Origin of the sequence: Streptomyces sp. NPDC096040, assembly GCF_040303265.1 — a bacterium.
Classification (GTDB): domain Bacteria; phylum Actinomycetota; class Actinomycetes; order Streptomycetales; family Streptomycetaceae; genus Streptomyces.
Window position 1 is genome coordinate 19,982 of sequence record NZ_JBEOTA010000018.1, and the last position, 22,936, is coordinate 42,917.

The 22,936-nt window shown below is 71.1% G+C and carries 15 protein-coding genes; 11 read left to right on the plus strand and 4 right to left on the minus strand.

From position 1 onward, the window contains the following. Positions 1–162 precede the first annotated feature (162 nt). From ABTY98_RS24710 to ABTY98_RS24730, 5 genes are all read left to right on the plus strand, one after another. Positions 163–1,197, plus strand: coding sequence for an ABC transporter substrate-binding protein (locus ABTY98_RS24710; RefSeq protein WP_352223127.1), 1,035 nt, complete (start codon positions 163–165; stop codon positions 1,195–1,197). Next, the gene (locus ABTY98_RS24715) at positions 1,194–2,720 is read left to right on the plus strand and encodes a glycosyl hydrolase family 28 protein (protein ID WP_352223128.1); all 1,527 of its coding nucleotides are present in this window, start codon (positions 1,194–1,196) and stop codon (positions 2,718–2,720) included. Before ABTY98_RS24710 ends, ABTY98_RS24715 begins: the two co-directional genes overlap by 4 nt. Continuing rightward, on the plus strand, positions 2,717–5,821 hold the full coding sequence (locus ABTY98_RS24720) for an alginate lyase family protein (RefSeq protein ID WP_352223129.1): 3,105 nt from the start codon (positions 2,717–2,719) through the stop codon (positions 5,819–5,821). Before ABTY98_RS24715 ends, ABTY98_RS24720 begins: the two co-directional genes overlap by 4 nt. Positions 5,822–5,850: 29 nt before the next feature. Further along, positions 5,851–7,089 carry an alginate lyase family protein gene (locus ABTY98_RS24725; protein WP_352223130.1) on the plus strand — a complete coding sequence of 413 codons (1,239 nt, stop codon included), beginning with the start codon at positions 5,851–5,853 and terminating at the stop codon, positions 7,087–7,089. Between the two features lie 107 nt (positions 7,090–7,196). After that, the gene (locus ABTY98_RS24730; protein ID WP_352223131.1) at positions 7,197–8,753 is read left to right on the plus strand and encodes a carboxylesterase/lipase family protein; all 1,557 of its coding nucleotides are present in this window, start codon (positions 7,197–7,199) and stop codon (positions 8,751–8,753) included. On the opposite strand, the gene ABTY98_RS24735 is transcribed toward ABTY98_RS24730, so the two are convergent. Further along, on the minus strand, positions 8,727–9,785 hold the full coding sequence (locus ABTY98_RS24735; RefSeq protein ID WP_352223132.1) for a LacI family DNA-binding transcriptional regulator: 1,059 nt from the start codon (positions 9,783–9,785) through the stop codon (positions 8,727–8,729). The genes ABTY98_RS24730 and ABTY98_RS24735 overlap by 27 nt on opposite strands. 128 nt (positions 9,786–9,913) lie before the next feature. After that, positions 9,914–10,831 carry a homocysteine S-methyltransferase gene (gene mmuM, locus ABTY98_RS24740; RefSeq protein ID WP_352223133.1) on the minus strand — a complete coding sequence of 306 codons (918 nt, stop codon included), beginning with the start codon at positions 10,829–10,831 and terminating at the stop codon, positions 9,914–9,916. A 129-nt stretch (positions 10,832–10,960) separates the two neighbouring features. Here mmuM and ABTY98_RS24745 point away from each other — a divergent pair, with 129 nt between their 5' ends. From ABTY98_RS24745 to ABTY98_RS24755, 3 genes are read left to right on the plus strand one after another with little or no spacing between them, the layout of a single operon-like run. After that, the gene (locus tag ABTY98_RS24745; RefSeq protein WP_502994333.1) at positions 10,961–12,352 is read left to right on the plus strand and encodes an amino acid permease; all 1,392 of its coding nucleotides are present in this window, start codon (positions 10,961–10,963) and stop codon (positions 12,350–12,352) included. A gap of 31 nt (positions 12,353–12,383) precedes the next feature. After that, on the plus strand, positions 12,384–13,208 hold the full coding sequence (locus tag ABTY98_RS24750; RefSeq protein WP_352223134.1) for a PhzF family phenazine biosynthesis protein: 825 nt from the start codon (positions 12,384–12,386) through the stop codon (positions 13,206–13,208). Between the two features lie 9 nt (positions 13,209–13,217). Further along, positions 13,218–14,354, plus strand: a complete 1,137-nt coding sequence (locus ABTY98_RS24755) for an aminoglycoside phosphotransferase family protein (RefSeq protein WP_352223135.1) — start codon at positions 13,218–13,220, stop codon at positions 14,352–14,354. Between the two features lie 48 nt (positions 14,355–14,402). On the opposite strand, the gene ABTY98_RS24760 is transcribed toward ABTY98_RS24755, so the two are convergent. After that, positions 14,403–16,520 carry an autotransporter gene (locus ABTY98_RS24760; protein WP_352223136.1) on the minus strand — a complete coding sequence of 706 codons (2,118 nt, stop codon included), beginning with the start codon at positions 16,518–16,520 and terminating at the stop codon, positions 14,403–14,405. Between the two features lie 201 nt (positions 16,521–16,721). Between ABTY98_RS24760 and ABTY98_RS24765 the strand changes: the two genes are divergently transcribed. After that, positions 16,722–18,131 carry an RICIN domain-containing protein gene (locus ABTY98_RS24765; RefSeq protein WP_352223137.1) on the plus strand — a complete coding sequence of 470 codons (1,410 nt, stop codon included), beginning with the start codon at positions 16,722–16,724 and terminating at the stop codon, positions 18,129–18,131. Between the two features lie 12 nt (positions 18,132–18,143). Here ABTY98_RS24765 and ABTY98_RS24770 read toward each other — a convergent pair whose 3' ends face one another. Then, complete coding sequence (locus tag ABTY98_RS24770) at positions 18,144–19,823, minus strand: rhamnogalacturonan lyase B N-terminal domain-containing protein (RefSeq protein ID WP_352223138.1); 1,680 nt, start codon at positions 19,821–19,823, stop codon at positions 18,144–18,146. A 188-nt stretch (positions 19,824–20,011) separates the two neighbouring features. Here ABTY98_RS24770 and ABTY98_RS24775 point away from each other — a divergent pair, with 188 nt between their 5' ends. After that, complete coding sequence (locus tag ABTY98_RS24775; RefSeq protein ID WP_352223139.1) at positions 20,012–21,070, plus strand: rhamnogalacturonan acetylesterase; 1,059 nt, start codon at positions 20,012–20,014, stop codon at positions 21,068–21,070. Positions 21,071–21,235: 165 nt separating this feature from the next. Further along, a complete protein-coding gene (locus tag ABTY98_RS24780; protein WP_352223140.1) occupies positions 21,236–22,933 on the plus strand; it encodes a DUF2264 domain-containing protein in 1,698 nt (565 codons plus the stop codon). Positions 22,934–22,936 lie beyond the last annotated feature (3 nt).

Consider the following 22,936-nt stretch of genomic DNA (forward strand, 5'->3'; position numbering starts at 1 on the left):
CCGGTACACGAGAGCAACCGGTTGTCGCCGAACGGTTTTCGAAACTTCGTCACCGCCCTTGACGACGCTCCTGTACGGGTCGAAGCTCCCCTCACCCCCATAGCAACCGGTTGCCCTATCGGGCCGACGTCCTGTCACCGCCGCGCAGAGAGTGGGTAGTCCATGCAGAAACACGCCGGAGCCCCGGTCAGCCGGCGCCGCTTCCTGGCGCTCGGTGGCACCGCCGCCGCCACGGCCGCCCTCGGCGGCTGTGCCCTACCGGTGTCCGGCAGCGTCGGCGGCTCGGGCGAGACCGTCACCCTCATGGTCAACCCCGACGACATCTCCACGGACCTCATCAAGCAGGCCCAGAAGGACATCGGGATCGGCATCAACACGGTTCGTTACGACATCACCAAGCTGATCGCGATGATGACCAGCGGCAGCGCGCCCGACCTGGTACGCGGGGTCGGCGCCGTCGACACCCCGTACCTCGCGGCCCGGGGCATCGCCGAGGACCTGGACCCCTGCTTCCCCCGCAGCACCGTCCTCAAGGTGTCCGACCTCGACCCGGTCAACGACCTGTGGCGCTACGACGGCCGCACCCAGGGCAAGGGCCCGCGCCACGGCATGGCCAAGGACTTCTCCCAGGACTCGATGTACTGGTACGGCACAGCCCTGTTCGACAGTTCCGGCGTCGACTGCCCGCCGGAGACCGAGCCGATCACCTACGAGGAGTGGCTCGACAAGGCGAGACGGCTCACCCGCACCAGCAAGGGCCAGACCACCGTCTTCGGCGGCACCTACAACGGCCTCGGCGCCTCGATCCTGCTGGCCGGACTCACCGCATCGGCCGGCGGCAGCATGTTCAGTGACGACTTCACCCGGGTCGACTTCACCGCTCCCGAGGCTCACAAGGCACTGAACTGGTACATCGAAGTGTGCCGGGCCAGGGTCGGCACGAGTCTGATCCAGCCCAACCCCAACGCCTGGGACGGGCCCACCTACCAGGCCCGCCGACTGGCGATGTACAACGCGGGCTACTGGGTGGGCGGTCTGATCAACACCGACAAGAAGCTCGCCGCCGTCACCCGGCTGGCCCCGGCGCCGGTCTTCGCGGGCGGCCCCCGGCTCAGTACCTGCCAGGGCGGCACCGGGCTGTGGATGCCGAAGAAGGCCAACCTTCCCCGCCGATCCGTTGCAAGGAGTCCGAGATGAACACGCCCTTCTCACGCCGTACCGCACTGCGAGCCGCCGGAGCCACCGCGCTCGCCTCCGGGCTGTCCGGCGGCCTGACCGCCACCGCCGCCCACGCGGAAGGCCACCGGTCCGCGCCCAAGCTGGTCACCTACCCTCGGCCGTCCGGCGTACCGACCAACACCAGCTTCCGGGTGCGGGTGCGTACCGTCCCCGACGGCGACTGGCAGACGCTGGACATCTACCGGCCGCAGTTCGAGGAGATCAACGCGACCACCGGTTCCGGCAAGGTCTACGACTCCTCGTTGGTGTACTTCGACTTCCAGCACTCCGTCGAAGTCGAGGTGACCTACCTCAAGGGCGGCACCACCAAGGCCCGGGTGAGACCGGACTCGTACGGCATGAAGCCCGAACTCCTCGGCGACACCCTGCGGTTCACCCTCGACGAACCGAAGGACCTCGTCGTCCAGGTCAACGACGAGATCTTCGACTGCCTGCACATCGTCACCAACCGCGTCGAGCACCGCCCGCCGGCCGCCGACGACCCCGACGTCATCTACTTCGGCCCCGGCGTGCAGACCGTCACCGGCGGAGTCCTCACCGTCCCCAGCGGCAAGACCGTCTACCTCGCCGGCGGCGCCGTCCTCAAGGCGACCGTCTACTTCAAGGACGTCGAGAAGGCCGCCCTCAGGGGCCACGGCATGATCTGGGGCGCCTCCGGCCAGGGCGTGCTCTGCGAGGGCAGCAAGCACATCCGGGTCGAGGACGTCATCATCATGAACCCCGGCAACTACATCGCCACCCTCGGCGAAGCCCGGAACGTCCACATCAGGAAGGTCCGCGGCTTCAGCTCACGCGGCAACGGCGACGGCATCGACATCTTCTCCTCCAGCGACGTCCTCATCGACGGCTGCTTCCTGCGCAACTCCGACGACTGCATCGCCATCTACGCCCACCGCTGGGACTACTACGGCGACACCCGCGACATCACCGTGCAGAACTGCTCGCTGTGGGCCGACGTCGCCCACCCCGTCAACATCGGCACGCACGGCAACACCGACGCCCCGGAGACGATCGAGAACCTGGTCATCAGGAACATCGACATCCTCGACCACCGCGAACCCCAGATGAACTACCAGGGCTGCGTCGCCCTCAACCCCGGCGACTCCAACCTCATCAAAAACGTCCGCATCGAGGACGTGCGGATCGAGGACTTCCGTTGGGGCCAGGTCATCTACATGAAGGTCATGTACAACACGAAGTACAACACCTCGGTCGGCCGTGGCATCGAGGACGTCTACGTCAAGAACCTCACCTACACGGGCACCCACGCCAACCCGTCGCTCCTCCTCGGCTACGACGCCGACCACGCCATCAAGAACGTCACCTTCGAGAACCTGGTCGTCAACGGTGTCGTCGTCGCCGACTCGATGAAGAAGCCGAGCTGGTACTACACCACCGACACCGTCCAGTGGTTCTCCAACGAGCACGTGACGAACCTGAGGTTCCTCACCACCGCCGAGGCGGAGGCGGCCGCCCAGTGAGCCCCCTCAGCCGCCGCGGCCTGCTGAAGTCCTCCGGCGCGCTGCTGCTCGCCGCGGGCGCGAACACGCTGTTCGTGCCCACGGCCCGGGCGGCGGGCGGCCTTCCGGACTTCGCCTTCACCCACCCCGGCATCCTGCACACGGCCGACGACCTGGCCCGTATGCGATCCGCCGTCGACAGCAGGCAGTCGCCCCTCTACGACGGCTATCTCGCCCTCGCCGCCCACGCCCGCTCGCAGGCCGCGTACGCCATCCAGAACACCGGCCGGATCACATCCTGGGGCCGCGGCCCCGCCAACTTCCAGAACCAGGCCGTCGCCGACTCGGCCGCCGCCTACCAGAACGCCCTGCTCTGGGCCGTCACCGGCGACCGCGCGCACGCCGACAAGGCCCGCGACATCCTCGACGCCTGGTCGGGCTCCCTCACCACCGTCACCGGCGCCGACGGCCCGCTCGGCGCGGGACTGCAGGGCTTCAAGTTCGCCAACGCGGCCGAACTCCTGCGCCACACCGGTTACGACGGCTGGGCGGACCCCGACATCGCCCGCTGCGAGGCGTCCTTCCTCAACGTCTGGTATCCGGCCGTCTCCGGCTACATGCTCTACGCCAACGGCAACTGGGATCTGACGGCCATTCAGGCCATCCTCGCCATCGGCGTGTTCTGCGAGGAGCGCACCCTCTTCGAGGACGCCCTGCGGTTCGCCGCCGCCGGCGCGGGCAACGGCAGCGTCCGCCACCGCATCGTCACCGACGCCGGCCAGGGCCAGGAGGCCGGCCGCGACCAGGGCCACGAACAGCTCGCGGTGGGCCTGATGGGCGACGCGGCCCAGGTCGCCTGGAACCAGGGCGTCGACCTGTGGGGCTGCGACGGCAACCGCATCCTCGCCAACGCGGAGTACGCGGCCCGCTACAACCTCGGCGACGACGTCCCCTTCACCCCGGACCTGGACCGCACCGGCAAGTACATCAAGACGGCGGTCTCGGCGATCTCCCGCGGCACCCTGCCCCCGGTCTACGAGATGTACTACGCCCACTACGCCGGGGTCCGCGGCCTCGCCACGCCCTACACACAGGCCGCCGTCTTCCGCGGCACCGACGGCGCCCGGGTCGTCGAGGGCAGCAACGACGACCTGCCGAGCTGGGGCACCTTCACCTACGCCGGCAGCACGGTCCCCGCCCCGGGCGCGCCGACCCCTCCGGCGGGCGTCACGGCGGACGGCGACGAGCACGCGGTCACGGTGTCCTGGCTGCCGTCGGTGGGGGCAACGCGCTACGAAGTGCGGCGCGCCGAACATCCCGACGGTCCCCAGGGGCCGCCGACCGAGGTCCGCTCGCCGTCGTACACGGACGGACGGGTGCGCCCGGGCCGGACGTACTACTACTCGGTCGTCGCTGCCAACTCCCTCGGGACGAGCGGGGCTTCGGCCGTCGTCTCGGCGACCGCCGGACTCCCTCGGCCCTGGCGGACCCGGGACCTGGGCGCCGTACGCATCCCGGGTTCGGCCCGCTTCGACGGGGAACGGTTCGTGCTGGAGGCGAGCGGCACCGCGGACACCTACCGGCTCGTCCACCTCCCGCTGCACGGCGACGGCACTGTCACCGCCCGGATCGTCTGGCCGCTCAGCTCGCAGTACGCCAAGATCGGGGTCACCCTCAGGGCCTCGCTCGACCCGTCCGCCGCCCATGCCTCGATGCTGATCCAGGGGCTGCCCCTGCACACCTGGAGCGGGGTGTGGAGCGTACGGCCGGCGGCCGGTGCCGGTATCTCCGCGACCGGGAGCACCCCGGTGCCGCCCAGTCAGCAACAGGCCATCACCACCGGCGCCGGCTTCCCGATCTCCGATCTGGGCGCGCTGCCCGAGTCGGCGACCCCGCTGGCCGCCCCGTATGTCGAGGGAGCGGGGGACGGATACCGGCTGAGGGCGCCGTACTGGGTGCGGGTGACCCGGGACGGGGACCGCTGCACCGGGGCGGTCTCGCCGGACGGGGTGCGGTGGACCGAGGTGGGGTCGACCGTGTGCGAGCTGCCGCGGACCGCGTACGCCGGGCTCGTCCTCACCTCCTGCCTGGGCGTCGACGAGGAGTACGCCGAGACCGGCACCGGCGCCTTCGACAACGTCAGCGTGGTGTCCCGGGGCGGCGCGGGGTGGCGGGCGCCGCGCCCGGTCCGCAGGGCCACCGATCTGCTCGCCGCCACGGGCTCCGACGGAGTCGAGCTGGTCTGGACCGACCCTGACCCGTCGGCCCGTTACACCGTCCTGCGTGCCCCGGGCGCCCATGGGCCGTACCGGACCCTCGCCCGGGACGTCGGCGCGGTCGGCTTCGGCACCCGCGTCCGCTACACGGACGGGAGCGGTGCGTCCGGGACGACGTACCACTACGCCGTCGCCAAGACCAACTGCGCCGGGCAGGGGCCGCGTTCGGTGTCGGTGAGCGCGGTAGCGCCCGCGGTCGGCACGGCGTCCCCCGCCACGCCGGCTCCCGTCTCCACGCTGCCCGACCCCTGGGCCGGCGGTGACCTCGGTGATGTCGTCCTCGACCCGCGTGCCTACGGCACCCTCGGCGTCGTCGCCGTCCTCACCCCGGGCGATGCGGCCTACGCCGACGGCGTGTTCACCGTGCGCGGCGCCGGAGTCGACCTCAACGTCAACTCGCAGGGAATGACAGGCCAGTTCGTACGACGTCCGGTCAACGGCGACTGCGAACTCACCGCCCGTCTCGTCTCCCGCTCCGGGGCCACCGCCGACCGGGTGGGGCTCCTCATGACCAAGTCGCTGTCGCCGTTCGACCAGGCGGCCGGCGTGATCGTCACCGCGGGCACCACCGCGCAGCTCATGCTGCGCCCGACCGTCGCCGGAGCCTCCGCCTTCACCGGCACCACCGCCGCCCAACTGCCCCTGCTGCTGCGGCTGAAGCGCACCGGGACCGCCTTCGCCGCCGCCCTCTCCACCGATGACGGCGTCACCTGGAGCGCGCTCGCCACGGGCACGATCCCCGGCTTCGGTGACGCCCCCTACTACGTGGGCCTGGTGGTGTGCTCGCGCACGCCGTCGGCCCTCGGCACCGCGCGATTCGAAGAGGTGAGTGCCGCACTCACCTGAACTCCCCCCACCGAAGGAGAACCCACGCGATGAGCCGCCGCGTACCACCCCCGCCGGACACCGGCAGGCCGAGCCGCCGCAGTGTCCTGAAGTCCGCCGCCGCACTGGCCGTCGCCGCCTCGGTCACCGCCCCCAGGGTGGCCGACGCGGCCCCGGCCGCCTTCACCCACCCCGGCATGCTCCACAACGCCGGTGACATCAACCGCGCCAAGGTGCGGGTCGCCGCCGGCACCGACCCCTGGCTGTCCGGCTGGAACAGGCTGACCGCCAACTCCCACTCCGCGTCCACCTGGACACCCAACCCACAGGCCACCGTCATCCGCGGCGGCACCGGAGAGAACTACGGCACCCTCTACAACGACATCGCCGCCGCCTACCAGAACGCCCTGCGCTGGAAGGTGGGCGGCACCGAGACCAACGCGGCCTGCGCGGCCAGCATCCTCAACGCATGGTCGTCGACCCTGACGACCCTCACCGGCAACGCCGACCGCTTCCTGGCCTCCGGAATCTACGGCTGGGAGTTCGCCAACGCCGCCGAACTCATGCGGGACTACGACGGCTTCGACCTCGCCGCCTTCCAGCAGATGATGACCGACGTCTTCTACCCCCTCAACAACCAGTTCCTCACCGGCCACAACGACGCCTGCGTCACCAACTACTGGGCCAACTGGGACCTGTGCAACATGGCCTCCGTCATGGCCATCGGCATCCTCACCGACGACGCCGCCAAGTACGACCAGGCCGTCACCTACTTCAGGTCCGGCGCCGGCAACGGCTCCATCGCGCACGCGGTGCCGTACCTGTACACGGACGCCGACGGCTACGCGCTCGGCCAGTGGCAGGAGTCGGGCCGCGACCAGGGCCACACCGTCATGGGCATGGGCCAGATGGGCGCGGTCTGCGAGATGGCCTGGAACCAGGGCGACGACCTGTACTCGTACGACGACCGCCGCTTCATGAAGGCCGCCCAGTACGTGGCCAAGTACAACACCGGCCAGGACGTGCCCTACACCACCTACACCTGGGGCAGCGGCCAGAACTGCGCCCAGCAGTCCCAGACCGTCATCTCCACCGGCTCCCGGGGCCAGGTCCGCCCGGTGTGGGCGATGCTCCACTTCCACTACAACCGGCGCCTGTACCTCGACGACAAGTACATCTCGGCCATGTACTACGACCTCGTCACCCCCGAGGGCGGCGGCGGGGATTACGGCTCCACCAGCGGCGGGTACGACCAGCTCGGCTTCGGCACCCTGATGTACGCCAAGTAGCCGCGCGTATCCAGCCGCACGCCGTGGGTGCCGGAATACCGGGAGCGGATGTGATGCTCTTGCCGTACCGGCGTTGAGGCACGCGCTGCGGGAGGAGCTGGTGGCTGATGACGGCAGACCGTACGGACCTCAGGGACCCCGTGGTCGGCACCCCGTACGGGGCGGTGCGCGGCAGATGGGAGCACGGGGCCGCCGTGTTCCGCGGTATCCCGTACGCCGCCCCGCCCTTCGGGGCACACCGGTTCCGTCCGCCCGTGCCGCCCCAGCCCTGGGACGGAGTCCGCGACGCGGGCGCCTTCGGGCCGACGGCGCCCAAACCGCCGTACTCGGAGGCGTTCGCGCAGTATCTGTCCGACCCGGTGATCCCCGGCGACGACTGCCTCAACCTCAATGTGTGGACCCCGGAGCCGGGCCCCGGCGCCCGGCTCCCGGTCCTGGTCTGGCTGCACGGCGGTGCCCTGACCAGGGGCTCGTCCGCCGTCCCTGTGTACGACGGTCGTGCGTTCGCCCGCGACGGGGTGGTCTTCGTCTCGGTCAACTACCGGTTGGGGGTCGAGGGCTACGGCGTGTTCCCGGACACCCCGCACAACCCCGGCCTGCGCGACCAACTCGCCGCCCTGCGCTGGGTCCACGACACCATCGCCGGCTTCGGCGGCGACCCGGACCGCGTCACCCTCTGCGGTCAGTCCGCCGGCGCCATCAGCGCCGGCGCCCTGCTCGCCGCACCCCAGGCTCAGGGCCTGATCCGCCGGGCCGTGCTGCAGAGCGGGCCGCCCGAGGCCGCGGAGCGCGACAAGGTACGGCGCATGGTCCGCCGGATGGCCAACCGTCTGAAGGTCCCCGCCACCGCCCAGGCCTTCGCCCGGGTCGACCGCGAGCTGCTGCTGCGCACCCAGGCCGAGGTCGGCCGGCTGAGCAGCCCGGTCCTGGGCGGCCCCGCCTTCGGGATCGTCGTCGACGGCGACCTCGTCCCACGCGACCCCCTCCAGGCGCTCCTCGACGGCGATGCGGCCCACGGCGTCGACCTCCTCATGGGCTGGACCCGCGACGAGTACCGGCTCTGGCTGGTCCCCGGCGGCCTGACCGACCATCTCGACCGGCTCGGCCCGGTCGCCTTCGCCGGCGCCATGGCCCGCTGCCGTGTCGGCCACGAGGTGCCGCGCGGCTACCGCGCCCTGCACCCCGAGGCAGGCCCCGCCGAGACCGTCGGCCAGATGGTCACCGACCACCTGCTCCGCCGCCCGCTGCACCGGCTGGCCGAGGCACGCCCTGGCACGTCCTACCTCTACGAGTTCGCCTGGCCCTCCAACCGCCCCCGACTCGGCGCCTGCCACGCCCTGGAGCTGGGCTTCGTCTTCGACACCGGGGACGAACCCGACGCGGCCCGGCTGGCCGGCGAAGGCGCCCCGCAGGAGCTGGCCGACGAGATGCACGGCGCGTGGGTCCGCTTCGCCACCACCGGCGAACCCGGCTGGCAGACCTGGGACGACACCCACCCGGTCCGCGTCCTCGGCGACGGCGAGCCCCGCACGGTGTACGGCCCCCGGGACCGCGAGTTCGCGCTCTGGACGCCCCCTGCCGTACCGAACCCCGAACGGGCCGCCGAACCGGCCCTGGCGGTACGCCGGCTGCGCCGCTCAATGGCCGTCGTACGCCGCCACTGAGTCCCGTACCACCACATGGGTGCCGAGGAGCACATGCTCCTCGGCCGACTCCCCGCCGTGCCCGAGCGCGGTCCGCACGGCGAGCCGCCCCAGCTCCTCGTAGGGCACATGCACGGTGGTCAGGGCCGGGTGCAGATCACGGGCGAACGGGATGTCGTCGTACCCGGCCACCGACACGTCCCCGGGCACGTCGAGCCCCGCCTCGTGCAGGGCGGTCAGCGCCCCCGCCGCGACCATGTCGGTGGCGGCGACGACAGCGCTGAACTCCAGCCGCCGCGCGAGCGCCTGCCGTATCAGCCGGTGCCCGGAGTCCCGGGTGAAGTCGCCGTGCAGCACAAGAGCGGGGTCGGGTTCAAGACCCCTGGCCCGGTGGGCGGCGAGATAGCCGCGCTCGCGCCCCATCGCCGTCGTGTGGTCCGGCTTCCCACCCAGGAACAGCACCCGCCGATGGCCCTGCGCGAGCACATGGGCGACCAGGGCGTGGGCGCCGCCCTCGTTGTCGTACTCGATGACCGTGACCGGCGCGCCGGGCCCGAACGGCGGCCGCCCGCACAGCACGAGCCGGGACCCGGCCGAGGCCAGCGAGTCGGCGGTACGACGGGTCCGCTCCCGGTACTCGGGCGTGTCCGCCGCCCCGCCCACGAGAATCACGGCGGCGGCCCGCTGGGCGCGCATCATCCCGATGAAGTCCAGCTCGCGGCGTACATCGCCGTCGGTGCTGAACACAAGGCTCAGATGCCCGAGGCGGGTCGCCTCCCGCTCCACCCCGTGCGCCATGTGCGCGAACGAGGGCCCGGTGATGTCCTCCAGCACAAAGGCGAGGGTGGGCGTACCGGCCCCGGCGACGGCCTTGGCGCGGGCGTCGGCGACGTAGTCCATCTCGCGGACGGCACGCAGGACGCGCGTACGGGTGGCGGCACTGACGGGGTAGGCACCGCCGAGCACCCGGGAAACGGTGGAGGCGGACACCCCGGCACGGACAGCGACATCACGGATCGTGCTCCGCCCGGCGTCCCCGCTTTTCCTGGTCAACTCCACCCCCGGCTACTGGCCAACGCCGGGACACTAGCGCCCCCTGGGGGCGCGGGGAACTGCGCGATCAGCCCCCACGACCCGCAGTCGCGCACGGTGCGGGACCACCTACGGAGATCAGGCGACCCTCAAACCACCCGAGCAATCCCACTGATCGCCTCCGGCCCCACCCGACAGCACCCCCCGATCAACCGGGCCCCCGCATCCCGCCACCCCTGCACCTGCCCGGCGGCAAACGTCGACTCCCCGGTCCACGCGCGAGCCTCCGCATCCCACACCTCGCCGCTGTTGGGATAGACGACCACCGGCTTCCCGGTGACCCGTGCCGCCACCTCGACCGCGGCATCCACGTCCTCGGGCGCACAGCAGTTCACGCCCACGGCGATGACCTCGTCCACATCGGCCGCCAGGGCGAATGCCTCCGCCAAGGGCTGCCCGGCGCGCGTCCGCCCACCCGCCACGCTGTACGACAGCCAAGCCGGCTCCCCCAGCCCCCGCACCGCCCGCAGCAACGCCTCCGCCTCCTCCGCGTCCGGCACGGTCTCCAGCGCGAGCACATCAGGCCCCGCCCCGGCCAGCACCTCGAGGCGCGGCCGATGGAACCGCTCCATTTCGTCGACGCTCAGCCCGTACCGCCCCCGGTACTCGGAGCCGTCCGCGAGCATCGCCCCGTAAGGCCCGACCGAGGCGGCCACCCACAGCGGCCGTACGATCCCCTCCGCCCGCGCCCGCCGTACCGCGTCCCGCCCCAGCTCCACACTCAGCGCGAGCAGCCGAGTGGCCTCTTCATGGGAGATCCCGCGCTTGGCGAAGCCCTCGAACGTGGCCTGGTAGCTGGCGGTGATCGCGACGTCCGCGGCCGCCCTGAAGTACGCGAGGTGCGCGTCGCTGACCGCGTCGGGCCGGTCGGCCAGCAGCCGTGCCGACCACAGCTCGTCGCTCAGGTCGTGTCCGGCGGAGGCCAACTGGTTGGACATACCGCCGTCGAGCACGACCGTCCCGGCGGCGAGGGCATCGGCGAGGCTGGGGGAGTTGTCGCTGGTCATGCCCCGACGCTAGTCGACCCGGTGTCGAACTACCGACCGTGTCCATTGTATGAACGGATCGCCCATCATGTGGACACCGGTTATACGATCACCCGACTTCCCTGCTCCCTGGACGCCTCCGGAACCGCAATGACAGTCCCCACCCCCACCCCCGCTCCCACCCCGACGCCCACCGAGACCGACGAACCCACCCGGGCCTCGTCCGCTCCTCGCCGCACCTTCGGGCTCGCCACCGCGACCGCCCTGGTCATGGGCAACATCATCGGCGGCGGCATCTTCGCGCTGCCCGCCGCCGTGGCCCCGTACGGCACGGTCAGCCTGCTCGCCTTCGTCGTCCTGTCCGTCGCCGCCGTCCTGCTCGCCCTGCTCTTCGGCAAGCTGGCCCGCCGCAGCCCGGTCACCGGCGGCCTGTACGTCTACCCCCGCGACGCGTTCGGCCCCTTCGCCGGCTTCCTGTCCGCCTGGTCGTACTGGACGATGTGCTGGGTCAGCATCGCGGCGCTGGCGGTCGCGGTCGTCGGGTACGTCGACGTCCTGATCCCCCTGCACGGCAACCACCTCCTCGAAGGCGCCGTCGCCCTCGCCGCGCTCTGGCTGCCGACCGCCGCGAACTTCGCGGGCACCCGCTGGGTCGGCGCGGTCCAGCTCGTCTCGACGGTCCTGAAGTTCGTCCCGCTCCTCCTCGTCGCCACCGTCGGCCTGTTCTTCGTCGACGCGGACAACTTCGGCCCGTTCAACGCGTCCGGCGACAGCGCCCCCGGCGCCCTCGCCGCCGCCGCGGCCCTGCTCCTGTACAGCTTCCTGGGCGTCGAGTCGGCCGCGGTCAGCGCGGGCGAGGTGGAGAACCCGGAGCGCACGGTCGGCCGCGCGAGCGTCCTCGGCACGCTGGGCTCCGCCGTCGTCTACCTCCTCGGCACGGTCGCCGTCTTCGGCCTGGTCCCGCACCAGAAACTGGTGAACTCGTCCGCCCCCTTCGCCGACGCCGTCAACGCGATCACCGGCGGCCACTGGGGCGGCACCGCGATATCCCTGGTCGCCGTCGCCTCGATCGTCGGCTGCCTCAACGGGTGGATCCTGATGGCCGCGCAGATGCCGTACGCCGCCGCCCGCGACGGACTCTTCCCGAAGCCGTTCGCCAAGGTCGGCAAGGGCGGAGTGCCCGGCTTCGGCGTCTGGGCGGTCGCCGTGCTCGGCACCCTCCTCATCGCCCTCAACTACACGGCCGGCCCGGACACCACGTTCCGCGTCCTGGTCCTCATCACCACGTTCACCGGTTGTGTCCCGTACCTGCTCTCGGCCGCCGCCCAGCTCTACTGGCTCGCCCAGGGCACCCGCGACCGCGTTCGCCCACCGGCACTGGTCCGCGACCTGATCGTGGCCGCCCTCTCCTTCGCGTTCTCCTTCTGGCTGATCGCCGGCGCCGGCTACGCGGCGGTCTACCAGGGCGTGCTGTTCCTGTTCGCGGGCATCCCGGTGTACGTGTGGCTGCGAGGGCGGCATCGGGAGGACGCCACCGTGTGACGGTCGACGGGCGTCCTCTACGCTCACTGCCGTGAACGTGACCATCGTGCGTGCCTGTCTGCGCGACGGGCGCGGGGGCAGTCCGACCGCGGTCCTGGACGAGACACCGCTCACCGACGACGAGCGCCGCGAGGTGCCGGTCCGGGCCGGTACGTCGCATGCCGTGTTCCTCTCGGCCGGCCAGGACGGCGACGAGGTGGCGCTGCGCTTCTTCACGGCTGAGGGCGAACTGCCCGGCTGCGGACACGGAACCATCGCGGCGCTTGCCGTCCTGGCCGAGCGCACCGGCACCCGCGAGGTAACACTGCGGACGCGGGCAGGCGCGCTGGAGGGTCGGGCGATCCGCCATGAAAACGGCGGCCTGGAAGGCTGGTTCACGCCAGGTCCGGTCGAGCTGCGCGAGCCCGCGGGCGGCGAACACGAGGAGGTCCTCACCGCCTTGGGCATGGGCCGGGACACCCCCGGCTGCGTCGTCGCCACCCTGGGACGGCCCCGACTCCTCGTCCCGCTGCCCACCCGATCCACCCTCTCGGCACTGACCCCGGACCCCGACCGCCTCCGCGCCGCCTGTGACCGACTGGCCCTGCTGGGCTGCTACCTCTACTCCGCACCGACCCCGGACGGCCGAGTGGCGGCCCGCATGTTCGCCCCGTTGATCGGCGTCCCCGAGGACATCGCCAACGCCAACAGCACCGCCTGTCTGGCCGCCCACCTCGCCCGCGAGGGCCTGCCCCGGGTCACCGCCGACATGGGCGACTCCCTCGGCATCCCGTCCACGATCACCGCGGCCGTACGGCACCACACGGACGGTCCGGAGATCCTCGTGGGCGGCGCAGCGGGGTTCCCCGACAACTAGCCTTGCGCCATGCCTGAAACGACCCTCGCGGACACCGAGTCCCGTGAGGTCCTCGGCGCGGCCGGAGCCGTCTTCGAACCCCTTGTCCACAATCCGAAGAACGGTGTCACCGGCGGAGTGTGGCGGGTGAGCGCCGGTCACCGCTCGGCCGTTCTGAAGGTGCTCACCCGCAACAAGGCGGCCACCGGACGCTGGGCCGCCTCGGACGATCCCCGCCACTGGAACTACTGGCGGCGCGAGGCGTACGTCTACGAGTCCGGTCTTGCCGAGGTCTGGCAGCCGTACGGCATCCGTTCGCCCCGGCTGCTGGCCCGCGTCGAGCGGCCCGGCGGAGACGTCGCGCTGTGGCTGGAGGACGTGCCGGGCGAGCCGGCCACCGCGTGGCCGCTCGCCCGGCACGTCGAACACGCCCACCGTCTCGGCGCCGCCCAGGGGGCCGTCCGGATCGACGACCGACCGTGGCTGACCCGCGGATTCCTGCGCCAGTACATCGGCGGCAACACCCTCGGACTGGAACTCCTGGATGACGACGAGGCCTGGCGACAGCCTCTGGTCCGCGACCATTTCCCGCCCGGTCTGCGCCGGGAGATGGTCCGGCTGCACCACGACCGCGCATGGTTCCTCCAGGTGCTGGAGGCCCTGCCGCGAGCTTTCTGCCACCTCGACATGTGGCCCGCGAACCTCCGCTCCGACGGCCCCGCCACCGTCGCCCTCGACTGGTCGTTCGCCGGGGACGGCGCCCTGGGCGAGGACCTGGGCAACTACCTTCCCGACTCCGTCTTCGACCTCTTCGTCCCGGCCGCCCGGCTGCCCGAGTACGCGGCGGCGGCCTACGAGGCCTACGTCCAGGGTCTGCGCGAGACGGGCCGGGGTGTCGACGAGCGGCTGGTACGGCTCGCGGTGTGCGCCTCGGCGGTCAAGTACGACTGGCTCACCGCCCTGATGCTGGCCCGCGCCGGAGAGGAGCAGCTGGACTACGGCGGCGGCCGCCCCGTTTCCGCCGAACTCCGCTACCGGGAACGGGGATTGACGCTCTCCTTCCTCGCTGGCTGGGCGGCCGAGGCGCGCGCACTTGCGCCGCAACTGGGGTTTCCGGAACCGCCCAGCGGGCGAGGGGCCCAGGCGTTTCGACTTCCAGGTGGATGACCTGGACGCGGCGGACGCCCTGACGGCGGGTAGCACGCGTGCCGGGCGTCAGGCCGCGTGCCGGGCGCCCCTCCGGCGTCCCTTCTTCGGGTTGCGCAGGCCTGCCTTCCGGGTGCGCAGGGCCGCCGGGACCATCAGGCCGCCGAGGAGGCCGAGGGCCAGGGCGTACGGCCACCAGCCGAAGGCCTGCGACGAGTCGGCGGCGGTGCGGGTGGTCACCGTCGGGGGTGCCGTGGACGGGGAGTCGGCGCTGTCGGTCTTCGGGGCGGCCTTTGCCGGCTGCGGGTTCAGGACCACGTCGTTGCCGTCGCCGCCGCGGTAGCTGATCCGGTAGACCGTGTCGGCCAGCTTGACCTCGGCGCCCTCACGGAGACCGTCGAAGGAGCCGGTGGTGCGGGCCGTACCGGTGTGGTCGATCACCGTGATGCGGCGGGCCGGGGACGTGCCCGCGGCGGGCAGGTCGAAGGCGCCGGCCAGGCTGAGGCGGCCCGTCACCTTCAACGGCTTGTCCCGCAGGACCAGTTCGGCCCGCTTGTGCTGGGTGTAGTCACCCCGCACCGTCAACCCGCTCGCCACCAGGCCGTCGTTGGTCACCGAGCCCCGTACGGTGCCGTTGCCGGAGAGGGCGGTGGCGACTCGCAGGCCCGTGGTGCCCGCGTCGAGCCGGGCGGTCGCCGAGGTGAGCCGGATCGCCTTGCTGTGCAGGAGAGTCGCTCCGGAACGCAGCGCCAGCGTGCCCCTGGTCACGGTCGTCGTCCCCGTGTACGTCACCGCGCTCCCGCTCAGCGTGGTCGTCGCCGTGCCCGACTGGACCAGCGACCCCGCGCCTCCCACGTACTCCAGGGTCACGGGAGTCGAGGTGTTGCGGACGTACAGCGTGCCGTCGTTCACGATCCGGCGCTGCTCGGTGCCGGTCAGCAGGGAGCCGTCGCCGCCCTTGGCGCCCGAACCGAGGCGCAGCACCGCGCCCTTCTCGACCGTGGTCGAACCGTCGTAGTCCTGGGCGGCCGCGAAGGTCACGTCGTTGCCGCGGGTGCCCGCGATCACGATGTCCCCGGCGCCGGGCGCGGCCAGCGTGTCGTGGTAGCGGCCGCCGCCGATCGGGGCGCCCAGCGTCACGGGGCCGTCGTAGTCGAAGGTGAGCCGCGACCGACGCCCACTGGCCGCGTGCAGGTTGATGTAGACGGTGTCCTTCGTACCCGGCATGAAGATGCGGTGGGTGGTGCCGTCGCCCCAGTGCACGTCGGCGCCTTCGATGTTGGTGCCCCGCTTGTTCAACTGGTGTGTGATTGCTTTCCAGTTGAGGGCCGGATCGCTGAGCGACGGGTCGGTGTCGCCGCCCCGGTCGCTGTAGCTGTACTGGCCGGTGAGCACCACCTTGCTGCCCGGCCGCGAGTGGACGTTGACGTCACTGCCGTACTCCCGCTGGTAGAAGTCCTGCCGCAGGATGATCGTCTGGTTGAGCGGGGTGTCGATGATCCAGGAGCCCTGGTTGAGGATCGCGCGGGCGTGGGGCAGCGCGACCGGGTACTCCGGGCGGCCGACGGCCATGCCGGTGCCGTTGTCGATGACCCCGGAGAACGGGTGGGTGCCCGCCAGGTCGAGGGTGCCCCACATGTTGCGGGGCTGGGTGACCAGGCCCGAACCGCTGATCGTGCCGATGTTGAAGGTGCGGGTGAGGGACAGCCGCAGGGTGCCGTCGACCCGGACGTTGAGCTGGTTCAGCTGGTAGCCGGGCGTGTTGTAGGGGAAGTGGCCGATCAGGCCGGTGCCGCCGCCCGTGCCGTACTGCAGGGTCGTACCGCGCTCCACCGTGATCGCGGGCGGGTCGGGGTGGGTGACGGTCGTATACGGGTGGTTGCCGCCCTGGGTGCGGACCACCTGCCGTTGCCGGGACTTCGGCAGCGTGAAGTCGCTGTCCTTGGTGAGGACCAGCGTGCCGCCGCCGCGCACGGTGAGCGTGCCCTCGCCGTGCAGGACGCCGTCGTACGTCGTCGTCCCGGCCGGCACGGTGACGACCGTGTCCCCGGTGAGGGTCACGTCCCGGTCGGCCAGTACGTCGGCGGTGATGTCCCGGGGGCCGGCGGCGGACGCCGGGGGAGCGGAGGCCAGGAGGGCGGCGAGGGCGCCGACGGCCGCTGCGGTGGTGTGGAGGTGGCTGCGCACGTCATCGGAGACGCTTCCGGCGGCCGTCGATAACAAAAAAGCGGGGCCCGGCGGAGACCTTCTGGAAATCGCTTTCCCCCGTGTGTCGTCAGACCCGTTGACCTCCTCGTAACTCGCCCTTACCTTTTCGGCGATCACCACGTCCGTCATGACAGATGCCGTTCGTCATATCGGACATCGAACACTCAAGGAGTGTGTGAGATGAGACGTGCGTACGCGATCCTGCTGTCCCTCTGTCTGGCGGTGCTCGGCGCCCTGGCGGCCGCGGGCCCGGCCGCGGCCGCCTCCCAGACCGTCACCAACGGCACCCGTTTCACCGACACCTCGGGCGCTGTCGTCCACGCCCACGGCGGCGGGGTCATCAAGGTCGGCTCGTACTACTACTGGTTCGGCGAGGACCGCAACTCCGACAACACCTTCAGGTACGTGGACGCCTACCGCTCCACCGACCTCAAGACCTGGGAGTTCCGCAACCACGTCCTCACCCAGTCCTCCGCCGCCGAGCTCGGCACCGCCTACATCGAGCGTCCGAAGGTCATCTACAACGCCTCCACCGGCAAGTTCGTGATGTGGATGCACAAGGAGAACGGCGTCGACTACAGCGAGGCCCGCGCCGCCGTCGCCGTCTCCGACACCGTCGACGGCGCCTACACCTACCAGGGCAGCTTCCAGCCGCTCGGCCAGTACATGTCCCGGGACATCACGACCTTCGTGGACACGGACGGCACCGCCTACATGGTCTCGGCGGCCAACGAGAACTACGACCTGCACATCTACAAGCTCACCGCCGACTACACCGCCATCGCCGGCCTGGTCGCCAACCCCTGGGCGGGCGGCCACCGCGAGGCACCCGCCCTCTTCAAGCGCAACGGCGTGTACTTCATGCTGACCTCGGGCGCGACCGGCTGGAGCGCCAACCAGCAGCAGTACGCCACCGCGACCTCACTGTCCGGCCCCTGGACGGCGTTCACGAACGTCGGCGACTCCACCGCCTACAACTCCCAGACCGCGTACGTCCTCCCGGTCACCGGCACGTCCGGCACCTCGTACCTCTACATGGGCGACCGCTGGGGCAACTCCTTCGGCGGCACGGTCAACGACTCCCGTTACGTCTGGCTGCCGTTGACCTTCCCGACCACGACCACGATGTCGATGTCCTGGTACCCGCAGGTGTCGATCGACACGACCGCCGGGACGGTCTCCGGCACCAGCGCCACCTACAACACGCTGATCGCCCGGCACAGCGGCAAGTGCGCCGACGTCCCGAACCAGTCCCTGTGGGAGTCCATCGCGATCAGCCAGTACACCTGCAACGGCGGCACCAACCAGAAGTGGTGGTTCAAGGACCTGGGCACCGGCTACTACGAGCTGATGGGCCGCGGCAGTTCACTCTGCCTCCAGGAGAACTCCACCACCGTCACCCAGGAGGACTGCACCGGCGCCACCGCCCAGCAGTGGTCGGTCGTCACCTCGGGCTCCTACGTCAACATCAAAGCCCGGACGACCGGTGAATGCCTGGACGTGAACGGCGCGTCCACCGCCAACTCGGCCGCCGTCATCACGTACACGTGCAACGGCGGCACGAATCAGCAGTGGACGCGGGGCACTTGATACCCGACCAGGTCAGGCCAGCAGATCGATCGCGTCGATCGAGGTGCCGGCGCTGAGGAAGGACGTCGTCCCCGAACCGCTCACCACGTAGATCTTCAGCGTGTTGTACGCGCTGGTGTCCGTCAGCCAGGCGGACGCCGGGACGCTGTAGGTGAACGTGTGGTTGTTGCCCCGGTAGGAGCCCACGGTCAGCGACCTGGTGCTCGGCTGGGTGGGCGGCGAGGGTACGGCGGAGGTCCAGGTGTCGTTGACGACGACCTGCGGCCGGCCGTTCGCATAGGCCGTCGTCACCCCGATCCGCAGGGTGTGCGCGGCGGCGGCCTGGGCGGCCGTCAGCTTGAAGTAGACGATGATCCCGCTGTTGACGTCCTTCCACAGATAGCAGGGGAAGGCCGAGGTCTCCGTACCGCTGCCGACGACCACGTTCCCGGTCCAGGACGCGGCCCGCACGTCCGACGGATGGGCGTACGTCATCAGGTCGGCGTTCTTGAACCCGCCCGGCGTACCGTCCCAGTTGTTGATCCGCCAGATCGCGGTCGCGTTGCTCGGGTCGTTCGAAGACGGGATCGCGATGGTGTTGAGGGTGGTCGTGCCACCCGCCGTCACCGACACCGATGTGGTGTACACGGCCAGTTCGCCCTTGAAGACGGTCAGCGTGTACGTCCCCGGAAGCACGCTCCCGATGGAGAAGTAGCCGTCCGACGAGCGTGCCGAACCCCAGTACTGCGAGGCGGAGTTGGCGAGCCCGACCGTATAGGCGTACGCCGTGTCACGGCCGCTGATCCCGACGCCCGCGACCTTGCCCCGGCCGCTTGCCGCTACGTACCCGGAGATGCCGAGCGAGTCCGCCCAGGAGGTGGTGAGCGTGCCCGGGTAGAGGGACGAGGAAGGCGCGCCGCCATCCGTGAAGGCGATGACGTACGGGCCCTGGAGGCCGTAGCGCTCGGACTCGGTCTGGTTCTCGCCGTAGTAGAGGATCTCGTACAGACCGCCGCCGTCGGCGCTCTGGTGGCGCAGCAGCGAGCGGTAGAACGGGCCGCCGGAGGCCTTCTCGTGGTTGCTGCGCACGATCCACAGGCCGACGCTGCCGGTCGTCCAGCCGATGTAGTCGTAGTCCATCACCCGCAGCTTCGAGTAGTGCTTCGCGCGGGTCTGGCCGTCGGACTTCTCGAAGACGTCCGCGGACTCGATGACGGTGGGCGCGTAGGTGTAGGAGTCCGGCTCGTCGTTGAGGAACAGACCGGCCTTGACGCGCACGATGTAACGGGTCGCGGTGACGGACGAGTCGGCCTTGTTGGTCCACAGATAGACGTTGTTCTCGCCGCTGCGGGCCGCGTAGTAGTGCTTCAGCGTGCCGTACGTCACCGAGATCAGGATCGTGGAGCCGGACCGGGCGATGGTCACCGTGGAGGTGCCGAGACCCGACTCGACATGCGAGTTCTTGCCGCCGTAGCCCTGGTACTCGGTGCCCTTGTAGACGAGCGAGGTCAGGTCGCCGTTGGTCTTGCTGACCTTGAAGACCAGGCCGGCACCGGTGTCGACGACGTAGTTGGAGCCGTCGTCCGACCAGCCGAAGCCCGCGGCCGAGGCAGTGGTGGCGAGCGGGCCGGTGAGGGCGGCGGTGCCGGCGGCGGCCGCGCTGCCGAGGACGAAGGTACGGCGTCCGAGGGGTCTCCCGGTGGATCCGGACATGGGGGTGCCTCCTTCGGAGGGGCGGGGTGCGGGTGATTGTGAGGGTGACAGTTGAATCGATTTCGCGAAAGGGCTTTCGTGGTCGTGGGGTTGGCAATCTCGCGAAATCGGTCCAAGAGCTAGAAAGCGCTTGCGGGTGGCGGTACGGTCCCCGCCAGGCCTTGTCGCCGTGACGGAGGAGTCCCCGAGTGAGACGTTTCAACGGTGTCCGTGCCGCCGTGGCCGCGGCGGTCGTCCTCAGCACCGCCACCGGCCTGGCGGCCACTCCCGCCCAGGCCCATGACCGGCGGCCGCCGCTCTCCCTCGCCAACTGCACCGCCGACGCCTGCCACTTCGACGTCCCGCCGGGCGACTACGACGTGACGGTCCGGCTCGGCGGTACGGCCGCGTCCAGCACGAGCATCAGCGGGGAGACCCGGCGCTCGCTGCTCCCCGAGACGGCCGCCGCGGCGGGGCGGCACATCACCCGCAGCTTCACCGTGAACGTGCGTACGCCGGAGGGCGAGCCGACCGGCCCCGACGGAACCCCCGGGCTCGACCTGGCGATCGGCGGCTCGGCGCCCGCGCTCGCCGGCATCCGGGTGACCCCGGCCCGGCACGCCCGCCGGCTCTTCCTGGTCGGCGACTCCACCGTCTGCGACCAGCCCGCCGACCCCTACTCCGGCTGGGGCCAGCAGCTCCCGCAGTTCCTGCGCCGGGGCGTCTCCGTCGCCAACTACGCGGACTCCGGGGAAAGTACGGTGACCTATCTCCAGAACCCCCGACTCTGGGGTACCGTCCAGCCGTTGATCGGCCGAGGAGACCTGGTCCTGATCCAGCTGGCGCACAACGACAAGACGACCGACGAGGCGACCTACCGCGCGAACCTGGAGGCGTTGGTGGCGGGCGTACGGGAGAAGGGCGGACTGCCGGTGCTGGTGACGCCGATCGTGCGCCGCTGGTTCAGTTCCGACGGCACGCTGAACAACGACATCGCGCTTCTGGTCAACGGGCTCGGCGTCAACCATCCTGAGGTGATCCGCTCGGTCGCCGCCGCCGAGGACGTTCCGCTGATCGACCTCACGGCGAAGACCAAGGCGCTGGTGGAGTCCCTCGGCGTGGAGGGCTCCAAGGCGCTGTACCTGTACAACGAGAAGAAGGACAACACGCACACTTCCGCGTACGGTGCCACCGTCTACGCGGGCCTGGTGCGTGACGAACTGCTCGCCCAGCACCTGGTGCCCCGGGGCACCGTGCGGGTGGGATGAGCCCCTGGGGCGTCCCGACCGGAACCGGGGCGCCCCAGGTCCGAACGGCACGAGGTCCGGCACGAGGTCCGGCACGAGGTCCGGCACGGGGTTTGGCGTGAGGCTCGGCATTAGGTTCGGCATCAGGTTCGGTACGAGGTTCCGTACGAGCGAGGAAGAGCACCGATGCAGCTGCCTGACGAGGACCGCGGCCCCAGCCCGCGTACCGGCTTCACCCGCGCCCACTGGGAGGCCGCGGCCGACGCCCTGCTCGCCGCCGTGGAGCCGTACGCCACCCCGGACCGCGCCCTCTACCACCTCCCCGGCGACCGACAGAGCTCGTCGGGACACCTCTCCGACGGCCTGGAGGGCTACGCCCGCACCCTCCTCCTCGCGGCCTTCCGTCGTGACGAGACCGTGCTCCAGCGGTACGCGGACGGGCTCGCGGCCGGTGTGTCGGGCGTCTGGCCGCGCATCGGGGACCGCGGCCAGCCGCTGGTCGAGGCCGCCTCGATCGCCCTCGGCCTGCGTCTGACCCGCCCCCTGCTGTGGGACCGCCTCGACGACGGGGTACGACAGCGCGCCGCGGCCTGGCTCGCCGACGCGCTGGCCGCCGAACCCTGGCCCTGCAACTGGGAGTTGTTCCCGGTGACGGTCGGCGGCTTCCTCGCAGAGATCGGCCATGAGCCGGAGGCCGCGCACAAGGCGGTCGACCACGGCCTGGCCCGCATCGAGGAGTGGTACGTCGGCGACGGCTGGTACACCGACGGCGACGGCCGCAAGTTCGACTACTACAACGGCTGGGCGATGCACCTCTACCCGGTGCTGCACGCCTGGCTGACCGGCGACGAGCAGCTGCTCGACCTCTACGGCGGCCGCCTGGAACGCCATCTCGCCGACTACGCGAGGCTTTTCGGCGGCGACGGCGCCCCGATGCACCAGGGCCGTTCGCTGACGTACCGCTTCGCGACCACGGCCCCGCTGTGGCTGGGCGCACTCACCGGCCGTACGCCCCTGGCCCCCGGGGAGACCCGGCGGCTGGCCTCCGGAGCGCTGAAGTACTTCCTGGACCGGGGCGCGCTGGACGACCGAGGACTCCTGACCCTCGGCTGGCACGGCCCCGACCCGGCCGTCCTGCAGGGCTATTCGGGCCCCGCCTCCCCCTACTGGGCGAGCAAGGGCTTCATCGGCTTGCTGCTCCCCGCGGAGCACGAGGTATGGACGGCGACGGAGGAACCGGCCCCGGCCGAGCGCACCGACGCGGTGACGCCGATCGCGCCGCCCAACTGGCTGCTCCAGTCCACGCGTTCGGACGGCGTGGTCCGCCTCCACAACCACGGCAGCGAGGACGTCCGGTACGACCCGTACTACACCCGGCTCGGCTATTCCACCGTGACGCAGCCCTCGGCGTCGTACGACAACAGTGTGATCGTCGGAGGCGATCCGAGCCGTACGGACATCGTGCCCCTGGGCATCGGGCAGGGCTGGGTGGCCTCCCGGCACACGGCCGCCTCGGGGGCTCGCGTGACGAGTGCCGTGCTGGTGCGCGGGGCCGTGGAGGTGCGGGCCTTCCTGGTGACCGGGGCGGAGCCGGGGACGCCGGTGCGGGTGACCGGCTGGGCCGAGGGGGAGGGACTCCGGGCAGAACTGCTGCCCGCCGTGGGCCTCGACGACGCGCTGACCGGTGTCACGGGGGAGGGCCCTGCCCTGTTCGTCGCGCTGAGCCGGCTCAGTGGTGCGGTGGACGCGGTGCCGTTGGGGGAGACGGTGACGGTGCGCGCCGAAGGGGCGAAGGAGCTGACCGTGCTGTGGAGCGAGGGCCCCGGGCTGCTGGTGCGATGGCAGGGCGACGGAGTGGATGTGGAGCACATCGCGCAGGGCTGAGCC